This window comes from Helicobacter pylori SA221C (assembly GCF_000476855.1).
In the GTDB taxonomy this organism is placed as follows: domain Bacteria; phylum Campylobacterota; class Campylobacteria; order Campylobacterales; family Helicobacteraceae; genus Helicobacter; species Helicobacter pylori_DK.
The window spans coordinates 68,417-95,068 of the sequence record NZ_CBPT010000002.1; the positions used below are offsets into that span (position 1 = coordinate 68,417).

At 39.6% G+C, this 26,652-nt stretch carries 23 protein-coding genes, 1 other RNA gene and 1 pseudogene; 18 read left to right on the top strand and 7 right to left on the bottom strand.

All coding sequences use genetic code 11. The annotated features are described in order from the left end of the window. Nucleotides 1–3: 3 nt before the first annotated feature. From QU01_RS01815 to QU01_RS01885, 15 genes and pseudogenes are all read left to right on the top strand, one after another. A complete protein-coding gene (locus QU01_RS01815; protein ID WP_033761755.1) occupies nt 4–1,038 on the top strand; it encodes a bifunctional 3,4-dihydroxy-2-butanone 4-phosphate synthase/GTP cyclohydrolase II in 1,035 nt (344 codons plus the stop codon). Nucleotides 1,039–1,226: 188 nt separating this feature from the next. After that, on the top strand, nt 1,227–1,964 hold the full coding sequence (locus tag QU01_RS01820) for a DUF3943 domain-containing protein (protein WP_229260230.1): 738 nt from the start codon (nt 1,227–1,229) through the stop codon (nt 1,962–1,964). Nucleotides 1,965–2,052: 88 nt separating this feature from the next. Next, nucleotides 2,053–2,631, top strand: coding sequence for a GTP cyclohydrolase II (gene ribA, locus QU01_RS01825; RefSeq protein ID WP_000825060.1), 579 nt, complete (start codon nt 2,053–2,055; stop codon nt 2,629–2,631). Between the two features lie 77 nt (nt 2,632–2,708). Beyond that, nucleotides 2,709–2,930 (top strand): MoaD/ThiS family protein, encoded by a 222-nt coding sequence (locus QU01_RS01830; RefSeq protein ID WP_001922515.1) that lies wholly within the window; start codon nt 2,709–2,711, stop codon nt 2,928–2,930. Next, nucleotides 2,931–3,368, top strand: coding sequence for a molybdopterin synthase catalytic subunit (locus QU01_RS01835; protein WP_033761749.1), 438 nt, complete (start codon nt 2,931–2,933; stop codon nt 3,366–3,368). Nucleotides 3,369–3,380: 12 nt separating this feature from the next. Beyond that, complete coding sequence (gene mog, locus QU01_RS01840) at nt 3,381–3,911, top strand: molybdopterin adenylyltransferase (protein WP_021173737.1); 531 nt, start codon at nt 3,381–3,383, stop codon at nt 3,909–3,911. Between the two features lie 8 nt (nt 3,912–3,919). Then, a complete protein-coding gene (gene moaC / locus QU01_RS01845; RefSeq protein WP_033761745.1) occupies nt 3,920–4,396 on the top strand; it encodes a cyclic pyranopterin monophosphate synthase MoaC in 477 nt (158 codons plus the stop codon). Between the two features lie 118 nt (nt 4,397–4,514). Beyond that, nucleotides 4,515–5,297: a flagellar sheath lipoprotein HpaA gene (hpaA, locus tag QU01_RS01850; RefSeq protein ID WP_033761743.1), complete on the top strand. Its 783-nt coding sequence runs from the start codon at nt 4,515–4,517 to the stop codon at nt 5,295–5,297. A gap of 29 nt (nt 5,298–5,326) precedes the next feature. Further along, nucleotides 5,327–6,163, top strand: coding sequence for an outer membrane protein (locus tag QU01_RS01855; protein ID WP_033761741.1), 837 nt, complete (start codon nt 5,327–5,329; stop codon nt 6,161–6,163). 111 nt (nt 6,164–6,274) lie between these two features. Continuing rightward, on the top strand, nt 6,275–7,630 hold the full coding sequence (tig, locus tag QU01_RS01860) for a trigger factor (RefSeq protein WP_033761739.1): 1,356 nt from the start codon (nt 6,275–6,277) through the stop codon (nt 7,628–7,630). Between the two features lie 20 nt (nt 7,631–7,650). Further along, on the top strand, nt 7,651–8,238 hold the full coding sequence (gene clpP, locus QU01_RS01865) for an ATP-dependent Clp endopeptidase proteolytic subunit ClpP (RefSeq protein WP_000540573.1): 588 nt from the start codon (nt 7,651–7,653) through the stop codon (nt 8,236–8,238). Nucleotides 8,239–8,242: 4 nt separating this feature from the next. Next, a complete protein-coding gene (gene def, locus QU01_RS01870; protein WP_033761738.1) occupies nt 8,243–8,767 on the top strand; it encodes a peptide deformylase in 525 nt (174 codons plus the stop codon). 5 nt (nt 8,768–8,772) lie between these two features. Further along, nucleotides 8,773–10,293, top strand: a complete 1,521-nt coding sequence (locus tag QU01_RS01875) for a YifB family Mg chelatase-like AAA ATPase (protein ID WP_033761737.1) — start codon at nt 8,773–8,775, stop codon at nt 10,291–10,293. Nucleotides 10,294–10,317: 24 nt separating this feature from the next. Beyond that, nucleotides 10,318–12,378, top strand: coding sequence for a heavy metal translocating P-type ATPase (locus tag QU01_RS01880; protein WP_033761735.1), 2,061 nt, complete (start codon nt 10,318–10,320; stop codon nt 12,376–12,378). Nucleotides 12,379–12,429: 51 nt separating this feature from the next. Beyond that, nucleotides 12,430–13,032, top strand: a pseudogene (locus QU01_RS01885) (restriction endonuclease subunit S); the annotation flags it as partial. 275 nt (nt 13,033–13,307) lie between these two features. Here the strand turns inward: QU01_RS01885 and hofF are convergent. From hofF to secA, 3 genes are all read right to left on the bottom strand, one after another. Further along, nucleotides 13,308–14,807, bottom strand: a complete 1,500-nt coding sequence (hofF, locus tag QU01_RS01890; protein ID WP_033761731.1) for an outer membrane beta-barrel protein HofF — start codon at nt 14,805–14,807, stop codon at nt 13,308–13,310. 280 nt (nt 14,808–15,087) lie between these two features. After that, a complete protein-coding gene (locus QU01_RS01895; protein WP_033761729.1) occupies nt 15,088–16,320 on the bottom strand; it encodes an ABC transporter permease in 1,233 nt (410 codons plus the stop codon). Then, a complete protein-coding gene (secA, locus tag QU01_RS01900; protein ID WP_033761727.1) occupies nt 16,310–18,907 on the bottom strand; it encodes a preprotein translocase subunit SecA in 2,598 nt (865 codons plus the stop codon). Before secA ends, QU01_RS01895 begins: the two co-directional genes overlap by 11 nt. 145 nt (nt 18,908–19,052) lie before the next feature. Here secA and lolA point away from each other — a divergent pair, with 145 nt between their 5' ends. From lolA to QU01_RS01915, 3 genes are all read left to right on the top strand, one after another. Further along, a complete protein-coding gene (gene lolA, locus QU01_RS01905; protein WP_033753322.1) occupies nt 19,053–19,607 on the top strand; it encodes a LolA-like outer membrane lipoprotein chaperone in 555 nt (184 codons plus the stop codon). A 66-nt stretch (nt 19,608–19,673) separates the two neighbouring features. After that, nucleotides 19,674–20,059: a transfer-messenger RNA gene (ssrA, locus tag QU01_RS07930) on the top strand. Nucleotides 20,060–20,101: 42 nt separating this feature from the next. Further along, the gene (locus QU01_RS01915; protein ID WP_001168786.1) at nt 20,102–20,629 is read left to right on the top strand and encodes a hypothetical protein; all 528 of its coding nucleotides are present in this window, start codon (nt 20,102–20,104) and stop codon (nt 20,627–20,629) included. A gap of 6 nt (nt 20,630–20,635) precedes the next feature. Here the strand turns inward: QU01_RS01915 and hofE are convergent, their stop codons facing one another. The 4 genes from hofE to acnB form a co-directional block, all read right to left on the bottom strand. Then, complete coding sequence (hofE, locus tag QU01_RS01920; RefSeq protein ID WP_033761725.1) at nt 20,636–22,003, bottom strand: outer membrane beta-barrel protein HofE; 1,368 nt, start codon at nt 22,001–22,003, stop codon at nt 20,636–20,638. A gap of 92 nt (nt 22,004–22,095) precedes the next feature. Continuing rightward, nucleotides 22,096–23,385, bottom strand: a complete 1,290-nt coding sequence (locus QU01_RS01925; RefSeq protein ID WP_033761723.1) for a DDE transposase — start codon at nt 23,383–23,385, stop codon at nt 22,096–22,098. A gap of 267 nt (nt 23,386–23,652) precedes the next feature. Next, nucleotides 23,653–23,919, bottom strand: a complete 267-nt coding sequence (locus QU01_RS01930) for a hypothetical protein (protein WP_033761721.1) — start codon at nt 23,917–23,919, stop codon at nt 23,653–23,655. A gap of 80 nt (nt 23,920–23,999) precedes the next feature. Then, on the bottom strand, nt 24,000–26,558 hold the full coding sequence (acnB, locus tag QU01_RS01935; protein WP_033761719.1) for a bifunctional aconitate hydratase 2/2-methylisocitrate dehydratase: 2,559 nt from the start codon (nt 26,556–26,558) through the stop codon (nt 24,000–24,002). Between the last annotated feature and the right edge of the window lie 94 nt (nt 26,559–26,652).

Genomic DNA, 26,652 nt, shown 5'->3' on the forward strand with positions numbered 1-26,652 from the left:
AGAATGGTTTTAAAACGAGTTACTGAAGCTTTAGAAGCGTATAAAAATGGCGAAATGCTGATTGTCATGGACGATGAAGACAGAGAAAATGAGGGGGATTTGGTTCTAGCCGGGATTTTTTCCACCCCTGAAAAAATCAATTTCATGGCCACGCATGCCAGGGGGTTAATCTGTGTGTCTTTAACCAAAGATCTAGCGAAAAAATTTGAATTACCCCCTATGGTTAGCGTGAATGATTCTAACCATGAAACCGCTTTCACGGTATCCATTGACGCTAAAGAAGCCAAAACCGGGATTTCTGCTTTTGAAAGGCATTTAACGATTGACTTATTGTGTAAAGACACCACAAAACCGAGCGATTTTGTGCGCCCGGGGCATATTTTCCCTTTAATCGCAAAAGACGGAGGCGTGTTAGCGCGCACGGGCCATACGGAAGCGAGCGTGGATTTATGCAAATTAGCTGGATTAAAACCCGTGAGCGTGATTTGTGAAATCATGAAAGAAGACGGATCTATGGCGAGGAGAGGGGATAAATTTTTGAGCGATTTCGCCATTAAACATAATCTTAAAACCCTCTATGTTTCTGATTTGATCAGCTATCGTTTGGAAAATGAAAGTTTGCTGAAAATGTTTTGCCAAGAAGAAAGGGAATTTTTAAAACACCAAACGCAATGCTACACTTTTTTAGACCACCAGCAAAAAAAACATTACGCTTTTAAATTTAAAGGCGCAAAAAACCATGATTTGGCCCCTTTAGTGCGTTTCCACCCTATCAAAGAGGATTTTGATTTTTTAACGACTGATGCGTTTGAAGTGTTTTTTAAGGCTTTAGAATATTTAAAACGCGAAGGGGGTTATTTGATCTTTATGAACACGCATTCTAAAGAAAATAATATCGTTAAAGATTTTGGGATCGGAGCGTTAGTGTTAAAAAATTTGGGGATAAAGGATTTCAGGCTTTTAAGCTCTTCTGAAGACAGGCAGTATAAGGCTTTGAGTGGGTTTGGGCTTAAGCTTGTAGAAACGATTAGCCTTTAAAGGCTTGTTAAGTTTCATTGAATGTGTTGTAATGTTTTTAAGGTATAATAAACTCTTTTAAGTCAAGCAATAAAGTTTGCAACCTGATGAGAGTAATAATAGAGTTTATGCTGATTTCATTAAAAACATTCCTAAAAATATTATTGAAAATATTCCTAAAAACCTTCCAAAAGATTTGGGTAGTTTGCGTGGTTATTTGGGGGTTGGGCTGTAGTTTTTTAAACGCTAACAGCATTCAATTAGAAGAAACGCTCAGACGCCCTTCTAAAAATCTCTCATGGCATTATTTTAAAAAGAAGTTTAAAAAGAGCAACACGATCCCTTATGCCCCAAATAGCCGTTGGAAATATTTAGGCACGAGTGTTGGGATTTTAGGCGTGTCGTTGGTGATAGGGATTGTGGGGTTGTATCTCATGCCAGAGAGCGTAACGAATTGGGATAGAGAAAAGTTTGGGATCAAAAGTTGGTTTGAAAATGTCCGCATGGGGCCAAAACTGGACAATGATAGTTTTATTTTCAATGAAATTTTGCACCCTTATTTTGGGGCTATGTATTATATACAACCGCGCATGGCTGGGTTTGGCTGGATGGCATCAGCGTTTTTTTCTTTTATCACTTCCACGCTTTTTTGGGAATATGGTTTGGAAGCGTTTGTGGAGGTGCCTAGCTGGCAGGATTTAGTGATCACGCCTTTATTAGGCTCCATTTTAGGGGAAGGGTTTTACCAGCTCACGCGCTATATCCAACGCAACGAAGGCAAGCTTTTTGGCTCTTTATTTTTAGGGCGTTTGGTTATCGCTCTTATGGATCCTATCGGTTTTATCATTAGGGATTTAGGGCTTGGGGAAGCTTTAGGGATTTATAATAAACATGAAATCCGTTCTAATTTAAGCCCCAATGGTTTGAATTTGACTTACAAATTTTAAGAGCTTAAAATTTAAGAAAATTATAAAGAGTTTTGATAGAATACCTTTTTTTAAAAGACGCGTTTTAAAACTAATTTTAGGAGTATCCTTGAAACGATTAGAAGTCTCTAACCAAGCCAAATTACCCACTCAATTTGGGGAGTTTTATATCCAGTGTTTTAGAGAAAAGGGTTCTAATGGCTCTAAAGATCATTTAGTCATTTTCACCCCTAATTTTTCTCAAAACCCCTTAGTGCGTTTGCATTCAGAATGCTTAACGGGTGATGCTCTAGGCTCTCAAAAATGCGATTGCGGAGGGGCGTTGCAAATGGCGTTAGAAAGGATTTCTAAAGAAGGGGGGCTAGTGATTTATTTGCGCCAAGAAGGGCGTGGGATAGGACTGTTTAATAAAGTCAATGCCTACGCTTTGCAAGATAAGGGCTATGATACCATTCAAGCCAATGAAATGATAGGGTTTAAAGACGATGAAAGGGATTATAGTGTTGCGGGTGAGATTTTAGAATATTACCATATTAAAAAAATGCGCTTACTCACGAATAACCCTAAAAAAATCGCCGCTTTAGAAAAATACGCTGAAGTAACAAGAGAGAGCTTGATCGTGTGCGCTAACGAACACAATCAAGGGTATTTGGAAGTTAAAAAGCTCAAAATGGGGCATTTATTGTGAAAACTAAAAGCGCTTTTCAAAGAGGTTTTAAAAATATTTAAAATCATGCTTTAAAAGATTGAATATAAGGGTAAATGATGGTAGAAGTGCGATTTTTTGGACCCATAAAAGAAGAAAATTTTTTCATCAAAGCGAGTGATTTAAAGGAATTAAGAGCGATTTTACAAGAAAAAGAGGGCTTAAAAGAGTGGTTGGGCGTTTGCGCGATAGCCCTTAATGATCATTTGATAGACAATTTAAACACGCCTTTAAAAGATGGCGATGTGGTAAGTTTATTGCCACCGGTTTGTGGGGGCTAGGTGTTAAAAATCATTCAAGGGGCATTAGATACTGACAAGCTTTTAAAAGCCTATCAAGAAGAAGCTTGCGCGAAAAACTTTGGAGCGTTTTGTGTGTTTGTGGGGATTGTGAGAGGAGAGGGTAACATTCAAGGCTTGAGTTTTGATATTTATGAGGCGCTATTAAAGACTTGGTTTGAAAAATGGCACCATAAAGCCAAAGATTTGGGCGTGGTGTTAAAAATGGTGCACAGCCTGGGCGATGTTTTGATAGGACAAAGCTCATTTTTATGCGTTTTAATGGGAAAGAATAGAAAAAATGCCTTAGAACTATACGAAAATTTTATTGAAGATTTTAAGCGTAACGCTCCTATTTGGAAATACGATTTGATTGATAATAAACGCATTTACGCTAAAGAAAGAAGCCACCCTTTAAAAGGGAGTGGGCTTTTAGCTTAAAAAGGAGTTCAAATGCAAACGATTCATATAGGCGTTTTGAGCGCGAGCGATAGAGCGTCAAAAGGGATTTATGAAGATTTAAGCGGGAAAGCGATACAAGAAGTGATGAGCGAATATCTGCTCAATCCTTTAGAATTTCATTATGAAATTGTCGCTGATGAAAGGGATTTGATTGAAAAATCGCTGATTAAAATGTGCGATGAATACCAATGCGATCTAGTTGTTACTACAGGAGGCACAGGCCCTGCTTTAAGAGACATAACCCCAGAAGCCACAGAAAAAGTGTGCCAAAAAATGCTTCCTGGTTTTGGAGAGCTTATGCGAATGACTAGCTTAAAATACGTGCCTACAGCGATCCTGTCGCGCCAGAGCGCTGGCATCAGGAATAAGAGTTTGATTATCAATCTTCCTGGTAAGCCAAAAAGCATTAGAGAGTGTTTAGAAGCGGTTTTTCCAGCGATTCCTTATTGCGTGGATTTGATTTTAGGGAATTATATGCAAGTGAATGAAAAAAACATTCAAGCGTTTCGCCCCAAACAATAAGGTAAAAAATGCCGCTCACTCATTTGAATGAAGAAAATCAGCCTAAGATGGTGGATATAGGGGATAAAGAAACCACTGAAAGAATCGCTCTAGCAAGCGGTCGTATCAGCATGAATAAAGAGGCTTATGACGCTATTATCAATCATGGCGTTAAAAAAGGTCCGGTGTTACAAACTGCTATTATTGCTGGGATCATGGCGGCTAAAAAGACAAGCGAGCTTATTCCCATGTGCCATTCAATCATGCTCAATGGGGTGGATATTGATATTTTAGAAGAAAAAGAGACTTGCAGTTTTAAACTCTATGCGAGAGTCAAAACTCAAGCTAAAACGGGCGTAGAAATGGAAGCGCTAATGAGTGTGAGCATAGGGCTTTTAACCATTTATGACATGGTGAAAGCCATTGATAAGAGCATGACAATTAGCGGTGTGATGTTGGAGCATAAAAGTGGAGGCAAAAGCGGGGATTATAACGCTAAAAAATAGAAAAAGACTGATAATCTAAAGATGTTAGGGTAAAATAACATTTTGACAACAAAAGCGTGTTGGTTGCTTCGGATTTGTTGTTATAGAAGTCTAAAATATTACAATCAAGGATAGAACGATGAAAGCAAATAATCATTTTAAAGATTTTGCATGGAAAAAATGCCTTTTAGGCGCGAGCGTGGCGGCTTTATTAGTGGGATGCAGCCCACATATTATTGAAACCAATGAAGTCGCTTTGAAATTGAATTACCATCCAGCTAGCGAGAAAGTTCAAGCGTTAGATGAAAAGATTTTACTTTTAAGGCCAGCTTTTCAATACAGCGATAATATTGCTAAAGAGTATGAAAACAAATTCAAGAATCAAACCACGCTCAAGGTTGAACAGATTTTGCAAAATCAGGGCTATAAGGTTATTAATGTAGATAGCAGCGATAAAGACGATTTTTCTTTTGCGCAAAAAAAAGAAGGGTATTTGGCCGTCGCTATGAATGGCGAAATTGTTTTACGCCCCGATCCTAAAAGGACCATACAGAAAAAATCAGAACCTGGGTTGTTATTCTCCACTGGTTTGGACAAGATGGAAGGGGTTTTAATCCCGGCCGGGTTTATTAAGGTTACCATACTAGAGCCTATGAGTGGGGAATCTTTGGATTCTTTTACGATGGATTTGAGCGAGTTGGACATTCAAGAAAAATTCTTAAAAACCACCCATTCAAGCCATAGCGGGGGGCTAGTTAGCACTATGGTTAAGGGAACGGATAATTCTAATGATGCGATCAAGAGCGCTTTGAATAAGATTTTTACAAGTATTATGCAAGAAATAGACAAAAAACTCACTCAAAAGAATTTAGAATCTTATCAAAAAGACGCCAAAGAATTGAAAAACAAGAGAAACCGATAAAGACAAATAACGCATAAGATAAAGAACGCTTGAACAAACTGCTTAAAAAGGGGTTTTTAGCGTTCTTTTTGAGCGTGTATTTAAGGGCTGATGATTTGGTTACTTATACGATCGCCAAAGAAGAAGATCTAGGATACCAGCGGTTTTTAGCCAAGAAGTGTTTAAGGGGTAAAACCCACCCCCCATGTTTTGCTGAGCCTAAAAAGCCCAAAAAAAAACTTTTTAACACAGACAAAAGCTCCCATTATTACGGCACAAGTGTGGTGCAAATGTCATGGCTGCAGAGCAGGGAAAAATTTGAAAACCATTCAAAATACCGAGACATTCCTTTTGCTGAAGTCAGTTTGATTTATGGCTATAAACAATTTTTTCCTAAAAAAGAGCGCTATGGTTTGCGCTTTTATATTTCTTTGGATTATGCTTATGGATTTTTTCTTAAAAATAAAGGCGTATTGGGCGATAGTTTGAGGGAGAGTTCGCAAATCCCTAAAAGCTATAGAGAAAAATTGCAAAGAAAAGAGACTTTTATTAACGCTATTTTTTATGGCGTGGGAGCTGACTTTTTATACAAACGCACTTTTGGAACGCTGATTTTAGGGATGAATCTCGTGGGAGAAACCTGGTTTTATGAAACAAAGATTTTTAAAAAGTGGGCTAAGGATCCTTCAAGCGTTTATCGCCCTTACATGTTTCAAGTGATGTTAAATGTGGGGTATCGTTACCGCTTTTCAAGGTATAAGAATTGGGCGATAGAATTTGGCACGCGCATCCCTTTTTTAACCAATGATTATTTTAAAACCCCTTTATACACCCTTCATTTCAAGCGCAATATTTCTGTCTATCTCACTTCAACTTATGACTTTTAGTTTTTTAAATTTTTGAAAACCAGAATTAAAACCGCTTTTTATCAACCGGAATTAAAACAAATTAAGCTATAATGATACAAAAATTTAATTTTTTAGCCATTAAGGAAAAAAATGAATCTTGAAGTGAAAAAGATTGACACCGCTAACGCCCGTTTGAGCGCTAAACCTTCCATTGAGAATTTAGAAAAGCGTTATGATAAAATCGCTCAAAAAATCGCCCAAAAAGTTAAAATTGATGGCTTTAGAAGAGGTAAAGTCCCCCTTAGTTTAGTGAAAATCCGTTATCAAGCCCAAATTGAACAAGACGCTCAAGAAGAAATGATTCAAGAGGTTTTAAAAAACGCTTTTAAGGAATTAGGGATTGAAAATAAGGATCTTATCGGTAGCCCCAATCTCACTAAATTTGAAAAAAAAGACACGCATTTTGAAATAGAAGCGGACATCGGCTTAAAACCCACGATTGTTTTAGACAAGATCAAAGAGTGCGTGCCTAGCGTGGGAGTGGAAGTTCCCAATGAAGAAAAAATTAATGAGCGTTTGAAACAGCTCGCTAAAGATTACGCGAAATTTGTGGATGCTGACGCTCAAAGAAAAGCCCAAAACGACGATAAATTGACGATTGATTTTGAAGGCTTTATAGATAATGCACCTTTTGAAGGAGGCAAGGCTCAAAATTTTAATTTGATTTTAGGCAGTAAGCAAATGCTAGAAGATTTTGAAAAGGCTCTTTTAGGCATGCAAGCTAGCGAAGAAAAAGAATTCCCTTTGACTTTCCCTAGCGGATACCACGCAGAGCATTTAGCCGGCAAAGAAGCCCTTTTTAAAGTGAAATTGCACCAGATTCAAGCGCGTGAAGCGTTAGAAATCAATGACGAACTCGCTAAAATCGTGCTAGCCAATGAAGAGAATGCGACCTTAGAGCTTTTAAAAGAAAGGGTTAAAGGGCAGTTGTTTTTAGAAAATAAAGCCAGGCTCTATAATGAAGAGTTGAAAGAAAAATTGATTGAAAATTTAGATGAAAAGATCGTTTTTGATTTGCCTAAAACGATCATAGAGCAAGAAATGGATTTGTTATTCAGGAACGCTCTTTATTCCATGCAAGCTGAAGAAGTCAAATCCTTACAAGAAAGTCAAGAAAAAGCCAAAGAAAAGCGTGAGAGCTTTAGAAACGATGCGACAAAAAGCGTGAAAATCACTTTTATCATTGACGCTTTAGCGAAGGAAGAAAAAATTGGCGTGCATGACAATGAAGTCTTTCAAACTTTGTATTATGAAGCGATGATGACAGGGCAAAATCCAGAAAGTCTCATTGAACAATACCGCAAAAACAACATGTTAGCGGCGGTGAAAATGGCGATGATTGAAGATAGGGTGTTAGCTTATTTGTTGGATAAAAACCTGCCTAAAGAGCAACAAGAAATTTTGGAAAAAATGAGGCCCAACGCTCAAAAAATTCAAGCGGGTTAAACGGCTAAAAAGGAGAGATGATGGGATACATTCCTTATGTAATAGAGAATACCGATCGTGGGGAACGCAGCTATGATATTTACTCGCGCCTTTTAAAGGATCGCATTGTTTTATTGAGCGGTGAGATCAATGATAGCGTGGCGTCTTCTATCGTGGCCCAACTCTTGTTTTTGGAAGCTGAAGACCCTGAAAAAGACATTGGCTTGTATATCAATTCTCCCGGTGGGGTGATAACAAGCGGTCTTAGCATTTATGACACCATGAATTTTATCCGCCCTGATGTTTCCACGATTTGCATCGGTCAAGCGGCTTCTATGGGGGCGTTTTTACTGAGCTGTGGGGCTAAGGGCAAGCGCTTTTCATTGCCCCATTCAAGGATTATGATCCACCAGCCTTTAGGGGGGGCTCAAGGGCAAGCGAGCGATATTGAAATCATTTCTAATGAGATTCTCAGGCTTAAGGGTTTGATGAATTCTATTTTGGCTCAAAACTCAGGGCAGAGTTTGGAGCAAATCGCTAAAGACACGGACAGGGATTTTTACATGAGCGCTAAAGAAGCTAAAGAGTATGGCTTGATTGATAAAGTGTTACAGAAAAATGTGAAGTGATTGCATGGCGTTATTAGAGATTATCCATTACCCTTCTAAAATTTTAAGAACGATTTCTAAAGAAGTCATTTCTTTTGATTCAAAACTCCACCAACAGCTAGATGACATGCATGAGACTATGATCGCTAGTGAAGGGATAGGTTTAGCCGCTATTCAAGTGGGTTTGCCTTTAAGAATGCTCATCATCAACCTCCCGAAAGAAGACGGCGTGCAACACAAAGAAGACTGCTTGGAAATCATTAACCCTAAGTTTATAGAAACTAGGGGATCAATGATGTATAGAGAAGGGTGCTTGTCTGTGCCGGGATTTTATGAAGAAGTGGAGCGTTTTGAAAAGGTTAAGATAGAGTATCAAAACCGCTTCGCTGAAGTGAAAGTTTTAGAAGCGAGCGAGCTTTTAGCGGTAGCCATTCAGCATGAGATCGATCATCTTAATGGCGTGTTATTCGTGGATAAATTATCCATTTTGAAGCGTAAGAAATTTGAAAAAGAACTCAAAGAGCTGCAAAAACAACAAAAACACAAGTAACAACCATGATTAACACGATATTTTGTGCGACCATGCAAAGGGGAGTGGCGGAAATCGTGGCCGTGGAAGCGACTTTCACAAGGGCTTTGCCGGCGTTTGTGATTTCAGGCTTGGCTAATAACTCTATCCAAGAAGCCAAGCAACGGGTCCAATCGGCTTTACAAAATAACGATTTCACTTTCCCGCCTTTAAAAATCACCATCAACCTTTCCCCTTCAGATTTGCCTAAATCCGGGAGCCATTTTGATTTACCTATCGCTCTTTTAATCGCTTTGCAAAAACAAGAGTTGGCTTTTAAAGAGTGGTTTGCTTTTGGGGAGTTAGGGCTTGATGGCAAGATCAAACCCAATCCTAACATTTTCCCCATGCTTTTAGACATTGCCATTAAGCGCCCCCATGCTAAAGTCATTGCGCCTAAGGCGAATGAAGAGCTTTTTTCGCTCATTCCTAATTTGCAATGCTTTTTTGTGGGGCACTTTAAAGAAGCGTTAGAAATCTTACAAAATCCTGAAATCAAAGCAGACACCCACACGAAAAAACTACCCTTTAAAACAATAGAATTAAACGATAAAGAGTATTATTTTTCAGACGCCTATGCCTTAGATTTTAAAGAAGTTAAGGGGCAAGCTGTCGCTAAAGAAGCCGCTTTGATCGCTAGCGCTGGGTTTCATAATTTGATCTTAGAGGGAAGTCCAGGGTGTGGGAAAAGCATGATCATTAATCGCATGCGTTATATTTTGCCTCCATTGAGCCTGAATGAAATCTTAGAAGCGACAAAATTACGCATTTTAAGCGAGCAAGACAGCGCCTATTACCCCTTAAGGAGCTTTAGAAACCCTCACCAAAGCGCTTCAAAATCCAGCATTTTAGGCTCAAGCTCTTTAAGAGAGCCAAAACCTGGCGAAATCGCGCTAGCGCATAACGGCATGCTTTTTTTTGATGAATTGCCTCATTTTAAAAAGGATATTTTGGAAGCTTTAAGAGAGCCTTTAGAAAACAATAAATTAGTGGTTTCAAGAGTGCATAGCAAGATTGAATACGAAACCTCTTTTTTATTTGTGGGGGCTCAAAACCCTTGCTTGTGCGGGAATTTACTCAGCGCAACCAAAGCATGCCGTTGCCAAGACAGAGAGATCACGCAGTATAAAAACCGCTTGAGCGAGCCTTTTTTGGATAGGATTGATTTGTTCGTGCAAATGGAAGAGGGGAATTATAAAGACACGCCGTCGCATTCTTGGACTTCAAAAGAGATGCATGAGTTAGTGTTATTAGCTTTCAAACAGCAAAAGTTAAGGAAACAGAGCGCTTTTAATGGTAAGCTTAATGAAGAGCAGATCGAACGATTTTGCCCTTTAAATTTTGAAGCGCAAAAGTTGTTAGAGCAGGCGGTTGAAAGGTTTAATCTGTCCATGCGCTCTGTTAATAAGGTCAAAAAAGTCGCTAGGACGATTGCGGATTTAAACGCTTGCGAGAATATAGAAAAATCTCACATGCTTAAAGCGCTGAGTTTTAGAAAGATTTCTTAAAAGGATTTTTATAAGGGAGAGAAAATGCAAGAATACCACATTCACAATTTGGATTGCCCTGATTGCGCGTCTAAATTAGAGAGGGATTTAAATAAATTAGACTATGTGAAAAAAGCTCAAATCAATTTCAGCACCAGTAAGCTGTTTTTGGATACGAGCGATTTTGAAAAAGTTAAGGATTTTATCAAGCAAAATGAACCGCATTTGAGCCTGTCTTTTAAAGAGGCTACAGAAAAGCCCTTGAGTTTTACGCCACTCATCGCTACGATCGCTGTCTTTTTAGGCGCGATTTTAATCTTACACCTAGATCCTAGTCCTTTCATTGAAAAAGCGGTGTTTGTGGTGCTTGCTTTAGTGTATCTAGTGAGCGGTAAAGATGTGATTTTAGGGGCGTTTCGTGGGCTTAGGAAAGGGCAATTTTTTGATGAAAACGCTTTGATGCTCATTGCGACTATTGCGGCTTTTTGCGTGGGGGCTTATGAAGAGAGCGTGTCTATTATGGTGTTTTATTCAGCGGGCGAATTTTTGCAAAAACTCGCTATCGCTCGCTCTAAAAAATCCCTTAAGGCTTTGGTGGATGTCGCTCCTAATCTGGCTTATTTGAAAAAGGGCGATGCGCTAGTGAGCGTTGCACCTGAAGATTTGCAAATCAATGACATTGTGGTGGTGAAAGTCGGCGAAAAAGTGCCTGTGGATGGCGTGGTGATCAAGGGCGAAAGTTTGCTAGATGAAAGGGCGTTGAGTGGGGAGTCTATGCCTGTTAATGTCAGCGAACGCTCTAAAGTTTTAGGGGGGAGCTTGAATTTAAAAGCGGTCCTTGAAATCCAAGTAGAGAAACTTTATAAAGATTCTTCTATCGCTAAAGTGGTGGATTTGGTCCAACAAGCCACGAATGAAAAGAGCGAAACGGAGAAATTCATCACTAAATTTTCACGCTACTACACCCCAAGCGTTTTATTTATTGCTTTAATGATCGCTGTATTACCGCCCTTGTTTTCTATGGGGAGCTTTGATGAGTGGATTTATAGGGGGCTTGTGGCTTTAATGGTGAGCTGCCCTTGCGCGTTAGTGATTTCTGTGCCTTTAGGGTATTTTGGGGGCGTGGGAGCGGCGAGTAAAAAGGGCATTTTAATGAAAGGCGTGCATGTTTTAGAAGTGCTTACCCAAGCTAAAAGCATCGCCTTTGATAAAACCGGCACTTTGACTAAAGGCGTTTTTAAAGTAACAGATATTGTGCCGCAAAATGGGCATTCTAAAGAAGAAGTTTTGCATTACGCTTCTTGTTCGCAGCTTTTATCCACGCACCCGATCGCTTTATCCATTCAAAAAGCATGCGAAGAAATGTTAAAGGATGATAAGCACCAGCATGACATTAAAAATTACGAAGAATTGAGCGGAATGGGGGTTAAAGCGCAATGCCATACGGATTTAATCATCGCAGGGAATGAAAAAATGCTCGATCAATTCCATATCGCGCACAGCCCTTCCAAAGAAAACGGCACGATCGTGCATGTGGCTTTTAACCAAACTTATATAGGCTATATCGTCATTAGCGATGAGATTAAAGATGACGCCATAGAGTGCTTAAGGGATTTAAAAGCGCAAGGGATAGAAAATTTTTGCATTTTGAGCGGGGACAGGAAAAGCGCAACTGAGAGCATCGCTCAAACTCTAGGCTGTGAATATTATGCGAGCTTGTTGCCTGAAGAAAAAACGAGTGTGTTTAAAACCTTTAAAGAACGCTATAAAGCCCCGGCGATTTTTGTAGGCGATGGCATCAATGACGCTCCGACTCTAGCGAGCGCTGACGTGGGGATTGGCATGGGGAAAGGCTCAGAATTGAGCAAGCAAAGCGCAGACATTGTGATCACCAATGACTCCTTAAGCTCTTTGGTGAAAGTTTTAGCGATCGCTAAAAAAACTAAAAGCATTATTTGGCAAAATATCTTGTTCGCTTTAGGGATTAAGGCGGTTTTTATCGTGCTAGGGCTTATGGGGGTAGCGAGCTTGTGGGAGGCGGTCTTTGGCGATGTGGGGGTTACGCTTTTAGCCTTAGCCAATTCCATGCGCGCGATGAGGGCTTAAAGCCTTGATCTGATTATCAAAGAGTTAGAAGCTTAAGGGAGCCAAATGCATAAAATAGAGCGACTGCTCCAAACCTTAGCGCCTAAGGGGGTGGAGTTTAGGAAATTGGGGGAGGTAATAAATATTCTTAAAGGAAAACAACTTAATAAAGAGCTTCTTTTGGATTATGGAGAATATCCTGTTATGAATGGAGGAATTCATGCTTCTGGTTATTGGAATGAATATAATACAGATTATCCAAAGATTATCATAAGTCAGGGCGGTGCTTCTGCCGGTTATGTAAATTACATGACTTCAAAATTTTGGGCGGGCGCTCATTGCTATGCGATTGATTTAAATTCAGAAAAACTCAATTATAAATTTTTATATTATTTTTTAAAAAATTCTCAAAGCATTCTTATAAAATCTCAATTTGGTGCCGGTATCCCCGCACTCAATAAAGCAGATATTGAAAATTTAACAATCCCCATCCCACCCCTAGAGATCCAACAAGAGATCGTTAAGATTTTGGATCAATTTTCACTTTTAACCACCGATTTATTAGCCGGTATCCCCGCTGAAATAAAAGTCCGAAAAAAGCAATACGAATATTACCGAGAAAAACTATTGACTTTTAAGCCACTCACCCCCCACAAAGAAGTTAAAAAATGCTAAAAGCGTTTTTACAATCAATAATAAAAGAGCTTGCGTAAAATGAATTTGAAATATTTTTTAAAAGGAGTTTTAAAATGACAAAACAAAGCAAATAAAAGCCCATTTTTAAAAATAAAAGTTTTAGTAATAGAGCCAAAAATAGCGTAATAAAAAAGTTTAAAAATTCTAACGCTTTTTTAAAAGCAAGCCCTAAAATAGGCGATAGAGTGGTTTTTATGGCTGTTTTTTGCTAGGCGTTTTAACAAACCCTTAAAGGGTTGTTATTTAAAGAGGGTTTAAAGCTTCCACACGATCTCGGTAAAAATGTGGCTTCTGTCTTGATCGGTTGCAGGCTGGCTGTCTAATTTTGGCCCGTTCCACCCCATTTTATAGCCTTGATGCATCAACACATTATAATATTCAAATTTAATGTCGGCTGAGAAATTTTTAGTGAATTTATAGCCCAAGTTGAGCGATAGGACTTGTTCGTTCGCCCTAGGCCCATAAGTCAAACGCCCCAATAAACCCCAAAGGAATTTCCTATGCACCCCACCGCCAAAGGCAAACACGGTAAAAGCGTTCGCGTCCATCATGTAAGACAAAGAGTTAAGGGTGTTTGCATAAACGGTGTTCGTCCAAAAGTCAAAGCCTAAGCGGTTACCATGGTAGCCTATCATCCAGTTAGCGTTCCCAAAGGATTTATAAATCCCAAAACCAAAATTGTATTCATTCCATTCAAACTTTTGTTTGATCATCAAGCTATGCGCGTTCTTACCGGCTGGCATGCCAAATTGATAGGTGTCCCAAAATCTTTTAGCGTAAAAAGGATTAAGCACGGTAACATCGGTTTGAGAGCGAAACCCTAATCCGGTAAAAGTGGGGTTGCTATCATAAGTGATCGTAAAGTTAGGGTCGTATTCGTTAAAGGGTGAAAAATAGACAAAAGGCTGAATGCTCCAACCCTTGTAATTCCAAATGATATAAAAGGCATGCACCCCAGGGTTTATGGTTTGCCCGTTTTTAAGAGTGTAGGTTTTAGGCGAATAGAAGTTATAAAGCCACTCGTTATAGGCAAAGCCACGGCCAAAAGAGCTAAACCACCAGAATTTGAAATTCCCTAAGTTTAAGGTCATATCCAAGCCTTGGTTGTAACCACTCATATAATCCGCTGGGGATTCGTATCTCCCGCCCCTAATTTGAAAAATATCTTTGTAGTTGTAGCGCAAGTAAGCGTTATAAATCACATAGTTTCTGGTGTGATCGGCATAAGATTTTGCGCAAGTGGAAGCCTCTAAAGCTTCTTGATTAGACAACTGCGTCATTTCAGCTTGAGTCATCTTATCGTATTGGCCTTGAGTCAAATTCCCTGTGGCTAACCCGCAACTAGCCCATGGTTTTTGCCCCACAAGACCGCCCCAATAGCCCACATAGTTCCAAGCCATAGCCCCATAGGTTTTCCCTGTAACTTCGTTAATAAAATCCTTAGTGGTATCATAAATTACAGCACCCCCCCAACCCCCAAGACTCCCGTCTAAATGGTGCCCGTTAGCCGTAGCGCTTTTGGGCAAAAGCTCCGTAAAATCCACTTGCATGTAAGCCATGATCGTCATAAAGGTTTCGGTAGGGTAAAGCCCTTTATTAGTGTTGATAGGTTTGTTATTGAAACCGACTTTAGAGAAACTTTCAGCACCCGCTTTGATTTTAGCGATTTTACCCAAATCAAGAGCTTGACTTTGAGAAGAGAATAAAAAAAGAAGCGTTGCAATATTTTTAGCAGATGCAACTTTGTAGTTCATGTGTTTAACCTTTAGTATAAACCAAAAATTCTAAATAGAGTAAGCCAACACCATTCAAAGAAAATTTTTTCTTACAGATCTTAAACATCTAATCAGTCTGTTCATCTTCCGTCCTTTTTTCTACGAAGTCCGACTTGCAAAGTTAATCTTAACTAAGTCGTTCCTTATACTAGCATAATATTATGGTTTTTTTTAATTTTGAGAATAAAATTTTTCTTTGTTAATCAAATACAGACACTCAAAAGCTTTATTTAATCTCAATATTATTTATTTTTTTAATTTATTCATTCCTTAACACGCTTAAAGCGTCAATAGTAGAAGCTTTTTTAGACGGGTAATAAGAAGAAAGGGCTACGATAATGATAGAGCCTATTAGAGTGAGCATAAAATCCATTAAAGACAAATCCAAAGGCAAGGTGTTAATGCCATAGACATCTGCCGGGAGCGAGATGATAGGGAACACGCTTAAAAGATACATGCTTAAAAACGCTAAAATCACCCCAAGCGCCACACCGCCTAAACCAATGATATTGCCCAAATAAAAAAAGGTTTTTTGGATTTCTTTTTGACTGCTCCCCATGCTAAAGAGTAGGGCGATTTCTTTACGCCTGTTCATCACCACCATTAAAAGCGAGCTGATGATATTCAAAGACGCCATTAAAATAATGAGCATGAGCACAATGAATAACGCTCTTTTTTCTAATTCCATAGCCGAGAAAAAATTCCCGTTTTGTTGCCACCACCCTTCAATGCCTATACCATGGTGGTTGATGGTTTTTAAAGCGTTGCGTAAATTTTCAATATCCTTCATGGGCGTTTTAGAATAGACATGCACCCCATCATAAAGCCCTAAGGGCAACCTCCTGATCGCGCTTATGGCTTGAAGGCTAGTATACATGTAGCTCATGTCATAAGATTTTAGCCCTGAATCAAAATCGCCTTTGATAGTAAAACGCTTCATGATAGGGGAGAGCGTGAGACCGGTTGGCTCCAATTCAGTGAAAAACAAATCGGCTTTTTGGTTGAGATCTAAATTCAAGCTGTATCTCAAGCTTTTCCCCACAATCAAATTAAAAGGGTTTTTAAAAAGATCGTTTGTATTGGTGTTTTTTAAAGCGTCGTTTAAAACTCCATTGATGCGCCTTTCTTTAGAAAAATCAACCCCAAACACCACGCCGCCATTCATGGAATGCGCGCTTTTAATCAGGCTTTGAGTTTGCAAATAGGGGCTAAAAAGCAAATTGGGGAACTTTTTTTCTAAAGCTTGAACCACTTCTTCGCTGATCCCATAAGGGCTTGTGGTGTAGAGCGTTAAGGGGTAGTTCATCACAAAAAGCTTTTTTTCAAATTCCTTACTCATGCCGTTCATGATCGCCATAGCCACAATTAAAACCATCACGCCAACCGCCACGCCAAAAAAAGCCAACAAAGCGGTGATGCTAATAAATGGCTGGCTTTTATCAAAACGCAAATAACGCTTGATAAGGAAAAAGATTAAGGATCTATTTGGCAAATAAGCCCTTTTTAGGCCCGCTTTTAGCGCAACAATCTTTATATTTTTTGCCGCTTTGACAAGGGCAAGGCTCGTTTCTTTTAGGGGTTTTAGCGAAAGCTTTCATCGCCACATTCAGATCTTCATCTAAGGCTTCTTCATGGCGGTAAGTTACGCTCTCATGCTCTCTTTCTTCGCTAAAGTTATCCAAATAACGCTCCGCATCGTTAGAATCTTGCTCATTTTCAAACTGGATCTTAGAAAAGGTTTTGATCGCTTCTATTTTAATGTCTTCAATGAATTCTAAGAAAAGGTTGTAACTCTCTTTTTTGTATTCTACGAGAGGGTCTTTTTGGTTATAGCCTCTTAAATTAATACCGGTTTTGAGATTATCCATCGTGTAAAGGTGCTCCCGCCATGCGTTGTCTAAAATCTGCAAATACACGATGCGTTCAATCCGGCTCCTTTGTTCGCTATCTAAAACTTTCATTTTGTTTTCATAATCGCTTTTTAGTTTTTCAGCGACAAAATTTTCAATAGGAGAGGCTTTTTTTAAATCTTCTAATGAAACATGAGCGTTAAAATCTTCTTTTAAGATGTTTTTAAGCCCTAAAAGTTCCTCTTTAGATAGGTTTTGATGGTCAAAGGCTTTGAGTTTGGAAAAGATTTGATTGAGCGCGTATTCTCTGTTTTCAGCGATTTTAGCGCTAATATCGTAATTGGAATCTAATAATTCATCTCTAAATTTATACACGCTTTTTCGTTGCTCATTAGCCACATCATCGTATTCTAACAAATGCTTACGGCTTTCAAAATGCAAGTTTTCCACTTTTTTTTGCGCATTTTCCACCGCTCTTGTAACAAGCTTTGATTCAATGTGTTCGCCGTCTTTAAGCCCTAATTTTTCCATCACCCCCTTAATCCTATCGCTCCCAAAAATGCGTAACAGATTGTCTTCTAAACTCAAATAAAATTGGCTTGTTCCCGGATCACCCTGGCGCCCGCTTCGCCCCCTTAATTGGTTGTCAATCCTGCGGCTCTCATGCCTTTCAGTGCCAATGATATACAACCCCCCAAGCTCTTTAATTTCATCAGTGAGTTTAATATCAACGCCTCTGCCTGCCATGTTAGTCGCAATCGTAACCGCTCCTTTAAGCCCGGCGTCTTTGATGATTTCAGCTTCTTTGGTGTGCTGCTTGGCGTTTAAAACGGTGTGAGGGATGCGTTCTTTTTTGAGTAAAGCGTGCAGGGTTTCACTCTTTTCAATGCTGGCCGTGCCGACTAAAACGGGCTGACCCTTATCGTGCAATTCTTTAATTTTAAGGATCACCGCGTCAAATTTTTCTTTTTCACTCTTATAGATCAAATCGTTCAAATCTTTGCGCTTGATCGCTAGATTAGTAGGGATAGACACCACTTCTAAATTGTAGATTTCTAAAAATTCTGTGGCTTCGGTTTGAGCCGTGCCGGTCATGCCAGCGAGTTTGGAAAACATCCTGAAATAATTTTGGAAGGTAATATCGGCTAAGGTTTGGCTCTCTTCTTTAATGCTCACGCCCTCTTTAGCCTCTAAAGCCTGGTGTAAGCCCTCACTAAAGCGCCTCCCCTCAGACAAACGGCCGGTAAATTCATCTACAATCACCACTTCATTATTGGCTACAATATAATCTTTATCAATAAAAAAGAGGTAATTCGCTTTCAAAGCTTGGTCTAAATGGTGCGATAAGGCGGCGTTTTCAATCTTGTATAAATTATCCACGCCAAAGAGGTTTTCGGCTTTTTTAATCCCCTCTTCAGTGATTAAAATCGCACGGTTTTTTTCATCTATGGTGAAATCGGTTTCCACTTGCATGCTTTTAGCGACTTCATCAGCCTTGTTGTAATTTTCCATGCGCCTATCCACAGGCCCTGAAATGATTAAAGGGGTTCTCGCTTCATCAATTAAAATGGAATCCACCTCATCAACAATAGCGAACGCATGCGATTTTTGCACTTTATGCTCTAAAGAATATTTCATGTTATCCCTTAGATAATCAAAGCCAAATTCATTATTAGTGCCATAAACAATGTCTTTAGAATAAATTTCTAAGCGCTCATCATCATCTCGCACGCTCGCAGTGATCGTTCCTACGCTATAACCTAAGAATTGATACAACGGCTCCATTTCTTTAGAATCCCTATGAGCTAAGTAATCATTGACCGTTACCACATACACGCTCTCGCCCTTTAAAGCGTTCAAAGCCACCGCTAAAGTAGCGACTAAAGTTTTACCCTCTCCGGTTTTCATTTCAGCGATTTTGCCATCGTTTAAGACCATGCCCCCAATGAGTTGCACGTCAAAATGGCGCATCTTTAAGATCCTTTTGCTCGCTTCTCTAGTGATAGCAAAGCTTTCTGGTAAAACTTCTAAAAGGGTTTTTTCTTGCAAATCTTTTTCTGTGGATCGCACTCGTTTTTTTAATTCTTCAAAAGCGTTTTGCAGCTCATCATCGCTCATTTTTTCATAAGCAGGCTCTAAGGCGTTAATGGCTAGGACTTGTTTTTTGTATTGTTTGATCCAACGATCGTTTCTGGTGCCAATGATTTTTCCAATGATTGCTTTTATCATAGTAGTAATAACCTTATTAAGAGTGCTTCAATATTTTAATATAATAAAGCGTCAGTTTTTAATCCCATTTTAGCATGGATAAAATAAAAGTCTTGTAAAATAAGGGGTTTTATTAAAGATGAGAGATTGTTTTAAGGTTTGAATAATGAAAGCTTTTTTAAAGATTTTAATGGTTTTGATTTTTATGAGCGTTGCTTATGCTAAAAATCCTTCAACGCTTTCTAAAGAAGAAGAGGTTTTGCAGCATTTGCAAAGTTTTAGCGCGCATTTCAGGCAGGTTTTAAAAAATGAAAAGCCTTTAGTTTATTATGGGGTTTTAAAGGCTAAAGCCCCTAATTGGGCTTTATGGGTTTATGAAAAGCCTTTAAAAAAAGAAATTTACATGAACGATAAAGAAGTGGTGGTTTATGAGCCTAATTTGTTTCAAGCGACCATCACGCCCTTAAAGGACAAGACGGATTTTTTCACCATTCTCAAGCGCTTAAAAAAGCAAGATGACGGATCTTTTAAAACGACTATCAACAAAACCACTTATCGTTTGGTTTTTAAAGACGGCAAGCCTTTTTCGCTGGAATTTAAAGATGACATGAACAATCTTGTAACGATCACTTTTTCTCAAGCAGAAATCAACCCCACCATTGCTAATGAAATCTTTGTTTTTAAGCCTAAAGATGAAAATATTGATATTGTGCGCCAATGATTTTTGATGATTCATTGCGTTTTGTTAGCAAAAGTTAGCTAAAATAGAAAAGCCTTTAGAAATCATGGGGCTGACTTGGATTTCGACAGATTTCTTGTCGCGCAGATAGCATGCCAAGTGCTACTTGTAAAACAGCAACAAAAATAACTGTAAACAACACAGATTACGCTCCAGCTTACGCTAAAGCTGCGTGAGTTAATCTCCTTTTGGAGCTGGACTGATTAGAATTTCTAGCGTTTTAATCGCTCCATAACCTTAAGCTAGACGCTTTTAAAAGGTGGTTCGCCTTTTAAACTAAGAAATAAGAACTCTTGAAACTACCTCAAGGTTTTAGAAAGTTGGACCAGAGCTAGTTTTAAGGCTAAAAAATTAACCAATTTTCTAAGCATTGTAGAAGTTTGTGTTTAGGACAAGATTTTTGGACTGGGGTTCGATTCCCCACAGCTCCACCATATTAAAAAGTATCATTTTTATAGCGTATTTAAGGAAGGTGAATGCAGAAGTTTTTCTCTCGTTTTAGAAGGTGGGCGTTGCCCTTTTATTTTGTGAGCGCTTTAGCAGCGATTGATATTGATGAAGTGACAGAAGCTCAAGCTAACAGCGTTAAATTAAGCGATCAGTTAGTCAGCCTGAGCGATAAGCTTTTAGAAAAAGCGGTTGATAGGGGGCGCAATACCGATCACTTAAAAGATCTTAGCGATTTGCATGAAAAAATCAAACATTTGCGCTTGATTTTAGAGCCTAAGCCTAAGGACAAAGAAAATAACCCTAACTTAAAAGATCATCAAGGCTCTGAAACGATTGAAATCGGCGAAGCGGTTAAGAAGGCTTTAGGCGAGCCGGTATTCCCCCAAGACGCGCTAGACGCCGCTTTGCAAATTGACAAACAGCTAGATTCCTTCAAGCAAGACAATTTGGTTGATGTTAAGCCCTTAAAAGATGTTTTAGCCCAGCTAGAAGCCGAATTGAGAAAAGCCATTAATTTCCAAAAACAATGGCTCAATTCTACCAAGCCTAATTGATAGGGTTTAAAAAAAGAATTTCAAACTCACCAGGAGATTGCTCCTGTCTTGTGTGTTCGCCTTAAAGGCTTTATCAAAAGGGCTAGTGAGATCATTAACCTTATAGCCAGTGTGCATGCTCACCGCATAGTATTGTAAATTCACATCAACGCTAGCAAAAGAACCCCATTTATAGCCCAAGTGCAAGTTAATGGATCTTTCGCTCGCTCTAGTGGCGTAAGTGTATCGGCCTAAAATACCCCATAAAAATCCCCTATACACCCCCCCACCAAAGACATATCCGCTAACAGAGTCTGCGGTAACAGCGTTACTAAAAACCAAACCATAAACGCTGTTACTTCTTATGTCAAAAGGGATCGGGTTACCATACCAGCCAATCCTTGCGTTAGCGTTGCCAAAATTCTGGTAATAACCAAAGCCAAAGTTAAATTCGTTGCAGTCAAAGCGTTGGTGGATCAAAAGCGATGAGCCCCACTCGCCAATCTTAGAGTTACGCCAATACACATCGTATAAATCTTTGGCATAAATGGGGAAAATCACATTGATAAGGGTTTGAGATCGTAACCCTAAACCTCTAAATTTCGGGTTGCTATCAATATGGATTTTAATCCCGGGTGCTTCGTAAGTCTTAGGTGAAAAATAAAAAAAGGGCGTGGCTTGAACATGTTTGCTAGAAAAATAGAGTTGCACCGCATGGATGCCATAATCAACATCTTTTCTGCCATCTTCAGTAACAATAGGGGCATACCAATCTCGTATCCATTGCCCCGCGGCTAAAGCCCTCCCAAAAGAGCTGAACCATTTTAACGCTATTTTAGAGTTGATTTTATAATCCAGTTCAAAGCCTTGCGTATAACCGCTCATAAAATCCATGTTAGAAAGGTAACGCCCTAGCTTTAGGTGGAATTTATCGCCATAAGAATAAAACAAATAGGAATTATACAGCACATAATTACGAGTGTGAGCGTCAGATTCTATGCGAGAGTCTTTCCAAGGAGCGTTGCCTAAATACCCCCACCAACGCCCTATGAAGTAAAAAAGTTCTGAGCCATAGACTTGATGCGTGGCTTGATCGATGAGCGTTTTGGTAGAATCGTAAGCGAGCGCTCCTAAAATCCCGCCAACGCCTATTTTTAAGCTGTGTTTTTCAATGTTTTTAGGGAGCAGATTGGAATCCACTTGAAGCTTGATCGTGGCGGTTACAAAAGTGGCTGTAGGGAAAATCCCTTCTTTGGAATTGAGTTTGGAATGGTTAAACCCCACTTTAGAAAAGGATTCCGCTACCCCGCTAAACTTATAATCAAAAGCCAACAAAGGGCTTTGATTGTAAAGAATGGAAACAAACAATAGAGGTAATTTTTGAAATTTTAACACAGAATAACCTTTGTTTAATTTTCGCTCGTATAATACTCCAATTTTATTAAAAACCGATTAAAAATGAAAGTATTCAAATAATTATCTAAATATTATTCTTTTTTTGTTCCGCTTTCATTTTTTATCGGCTCAAAAGAATACCCTAAAGCCTGATAAATTTGATTGTGGTAACGGACTTGATTGTCTTCTAAACTCTCTTGAAAAGACTTTTTAAAATGCGGGTCTAGCGTGTTTAAAAACACCTCTAGCCCAATTGCGCTGGAATAATTCACCCAATCATGCCTTAAATCGCTCTCCAATAAGGAAGCGTATTCTATAAGCGTTTCATCGCTATTTTGCAAGGCATTGACAATGAATAAATCTTTTCTGTCTTTAGGCTGGGTGAGTAAGAGTAAAGAGGGGTTGAAATTGATTTGTGTGGAAAGGATTTTAAAGGGCTTGTATTCTAAAAGCCCTATTTGAGAAAGGATCAGACCGCTTTTAGTGGTAGGGGTGTTTAAAATCAAGGTAGAATTTTTAAAAAACGCATCGTTTTTTCTAAAATTTTTAGAAAAACTCGTGGCTTGCTTGTAAGAAATATTTTCTTGGTGTTTGACTTCAATGTTTAAAGACTCCGTGATTTGCCTCAAGCGTTCGCCTATTAAGCCATCGTCATCGTATTCAATCACGGGCGAATTAGGGTTAATGAAAGCCGTGAGCATGCCTAATTGCTCTTTATAGTCAATCCCCCCAAAATACAAGCGCTCGCTTAAAGAACGCTCAGTTTGATTTGCTAATTGCGTTTTATTCACCGTAGGCACATAAGTAGGGGTGCTAATGGTGGTGTTTTGGAGCAAATTTTCCACGCCCTCTTTAGTCAATAAGGCTATCACAAAAGGGAATTTTTCTTTTTCAATTTCTTTATAGGTTTGCTCTAATTTTTCAGGGCTTTCTTCATCGCTGTCAAAGACTTGGATATTGAAATCGTTGTTTCTGGTGTTCAAATACGCTAAAAGGGTGTTCATCACCGAAATGGCATAACGCCCCACCACCTTTTTAGGCAGTAAAACCGCTAATTCAATCTTAGGCTCATAGCTTTCTTTAGCTGGAGTTTGAGAAGCGATGGATACGGGGTTGAGTTTGTTGAGTATGTCATGATAATAAGTTTTAAGGCTCTCATCTTGGTTGTTGTTATCGTATTGAGAAACAAAAGAAAAGATTTGATTTTGCAACATCAAGTCTTTCAAGCACTCCAAAGAGCAAGGCTCTGTCTTAATGATTTGCTGGTGCGCTGGGGGCAGTGGGGAAAACAGATAGCTTTTAGCGCTCAAACTTATCGCGCAAAAAGTGGAAACAATCAGCGCAAGGCGTTTGAAAAATCTTTTTCTTAAGGCGTATGGCATTTTTTAATATCTTTTAAACTGAATTTCCTAAAATTTTATTATTATAGAATAATTAACCCTAACAAGGGGACTGATTTTACCCCTACAATCCAACAAGAGAACTTTTTTCAAGGCGTGTGGGATCAAACGCGCTTTTAAACACTCAAACTCTGTGAAATCCCCATTACATGAACACAAAGCGAAAACCAAACCCCCACCAACTTTAATTTTCAACCATTAAAGGATTGCATCATTGAATGGCGCATGCTCTCATGCTTTGATGATCCCCTAGCGCCAATTATAGATATAAGGCCTTAAGCTGATGCAATAATCTCTAGTGCTTAATATATCCTTACGCATGTCCCCTAATTGTCCAGACAACACTTCTTGCACTTTTCTTAAATTGTTGATCTCAGTGTTTTGTGCGCTGATGACTTTTTTTAAATCCCTTATTTCTTTAATCAAATCCGCATTGCTGATCGCTTTATTGGCTTGTTCTGGATCTGCGCTTAAAAAAGCCAACGCCACACACCAACCCACAACGATTTTTTTCACCGCCACTCTCCTTTTTTATCCTCTCTCAACACTCAACCATAGCTCAATAAAAGGGATCACCCCTTTTAATGAAAACAAAACTAAAGCCTGAAATTCTCCATTAAGTTAAAATTCATGTAGCGATAGATCTTGTCTTTTTGGCTCTCTAGCTTTTCGCTCACTAAATTCATGTATTCTTCTTTAGTGGGGATTCTCCCTAGTAAAGCGCACGCCGCCCCAAGCTCTGCGCTGCCTAAATACACTTTAGCCCCTCTGCCCATACGATTATCAAAATTCCGTGTGGAAGTAGAAAAGACGACCGCATTATCCCTAACCCTCGCTTGATTGCCCATGCACAAGCTGCAGCCTGGGACTTCAGTCCTTGCCCCGGCAGCCCCAAAAATCGCATAATAGCCCTCATTAATCAGCTCTTGTTCGTCCATTTTACTGGGTGGCACTACCCAAAGGCATGCTTGACTGGGAGGAGCGTTTTTAACGATTTCGCCAAAGGCTCTAAAATGCCCAATATTCGTCATGCAAGATCCAATAAACACTTCATCAATAGCGTGCGGTCTTTTGCCGGTCGTATCCGCTAAAACTTCGCTCAAAGTAGCGACATCATCAGGGTCATTAGGGCATGCCAAAATAGGCTCCGTGATTTCTGCCACATCAATTTCAATGACAGCGGCGTATTGAGCGTTACTATCTGGCTCTAACAATACCGGATTATCCACCCAAGCTTGCATCGCATCTCTGCGTTTTTTCAAAGTCTCTTTGTCTTCATAACCGCTCGCAATCATCTCATCAATAAGCTTGATATTGGATTTCAAGTATTCAATCATCGGCTCTTTATTCAAACGCACCACGCAAGCAGCTGCACTCCTTTCCGCGCTCGCATCGCTTAGTTCAAAGGCCTGCTCCATTTTAATATCAGGCAAGCCTTCAATTTCTAAAATACGCCCATTAAAGACATTGATTTTACCCTTTTTCTCCACCGTGAGTAACCCTTTTTTAATCGCATAATAAGGGATCGCATTCACTAAATCCCTTAAGGTGATCCCAGGATTCATTTCCCCTTTAAAACGCACTAACACGGATTCTGGCATGTTCAATGGCATCGTGCCTGTAACCGCTGCAAAAGCGACTAACCCGCTCCCTGCCGGGAAACTAATGCCTAAAGGGAAACGGGTGTGGCTATCCCCCCCTGTGCCTAAAGTGTCAGGCAATCCCATGCGATTCAGCCATGTGTGGATCACGCCATCGCCCGGATGCAACGCCACGCCCCCTCTTTGAGTGATAAAGCTAGGCAAGGTTGCATGCAAACTCACATCGCTAGGCTTTGGGTAAGCGGCGGTATGGCAAAAACTCTGCAACACAAAAGGCGCATCAAATTTCAAACTCGCTAATTCTTTAACCTCATCTCTGGTCATCGCCCCTGTGGTGTCTTGACTGCCCACGGTGGTAACCTTTGGCTCACAATAAGCACCGGGTAAGATCCCTTTTACCCCGCAAGCATGGCCTACAATTTTTTGGGCTAAAGTGTAGCCTTTAGCGTCGCTTTTAGGAGCGGCTGGCTTTTTAAACGCTTCAGATTCGCCTAGCCCTAAAAATTTACGCGCTTTATTCGTCAAACCCCTACCAATGATTAAAGGGATACGCCCAGAAGCCCTAACTTCATCTAACAAAGTTTCAGGCTCTAGCTTAAAGGTGCTGACCACTTTATCGTTCAGCGTGATTTCGCCTTTATAAGGATAGATTTTAATCACATCGCCCTCTTTTAAATCCTTAACATCAGCCACAATGGGTAACGCCCCGCTATCTTCACAAGTCGCAAAGAAAATCGGAGCGATCACCCCCCCAATCACAATACCTCCACTCCTTTTATTAGGCACAAAAGGAATGTCCTTACCAAAATGCCACATGATAGAGTTTGTCGCGCTTTTTCTGGAGCTTCCTGTGCCAACCACATCGCCCACATACGCCACAGGAACGCCTTTAGTTTTAATGGCTTTGATGCGTTGTTCGTAATTTTCAATCCTGTTTTTTAGCATGGCTTTGGCGTGTAAAGGAATATCGCTTCGTGTGAAAGCATCGCTCGCTGGGCTTAAATCATCGGTATTGGTTTCGCCATCAATTTTAAGCACGCACGCTTCAATGCATTCGCTCAAAGGCTCTTTATTCAAAAACCATTCAGCGTTCGCCCAAGACTCTAGCACCTCTTTAGCTAAAGCGTTAGTTTGGCTCATTGCAGCGATTTTATCAAACGATCCATAGACTAAAAGAGTGGTTTTTAACGCTTTCGCGCTCTCTTTAGCGATGTTTTTATCTTGACTTTCTAAGCCCACAATCAAAGGCTCTACATTATACCCTCCAAGCATCGTGCCTAAAAGAGTGGTCGCTTCTAAAGCGCTAATGTGCGTGCATTCTAGTTTTTTTTGAGACAATTTAGCCAAAAATTCCGCCTTGACTTTCGCCCCCTCATCAACCCCAGGGCTTACTCTGTGAATGAGTAATTCTTTAGCGAAAGCGGCGTTTGTGGGATCTTTCATTAAAATTTCAACGACGGCTTCCACTTGCTTAGCGCTTAAGGGGAGTGGCGGGATACCCTCGCTTTCTCTTTCTGAAACGCTTTTTTTATAATCTTCTAAAAAATCTTTCATCATTTCTCCTTTTTAAATAGCATTATTGACTAATGCCCTAATCATTTGCCCCATGATAACAAAACTCTTTTTACTTTTAGTTAAGTTGTAAGAA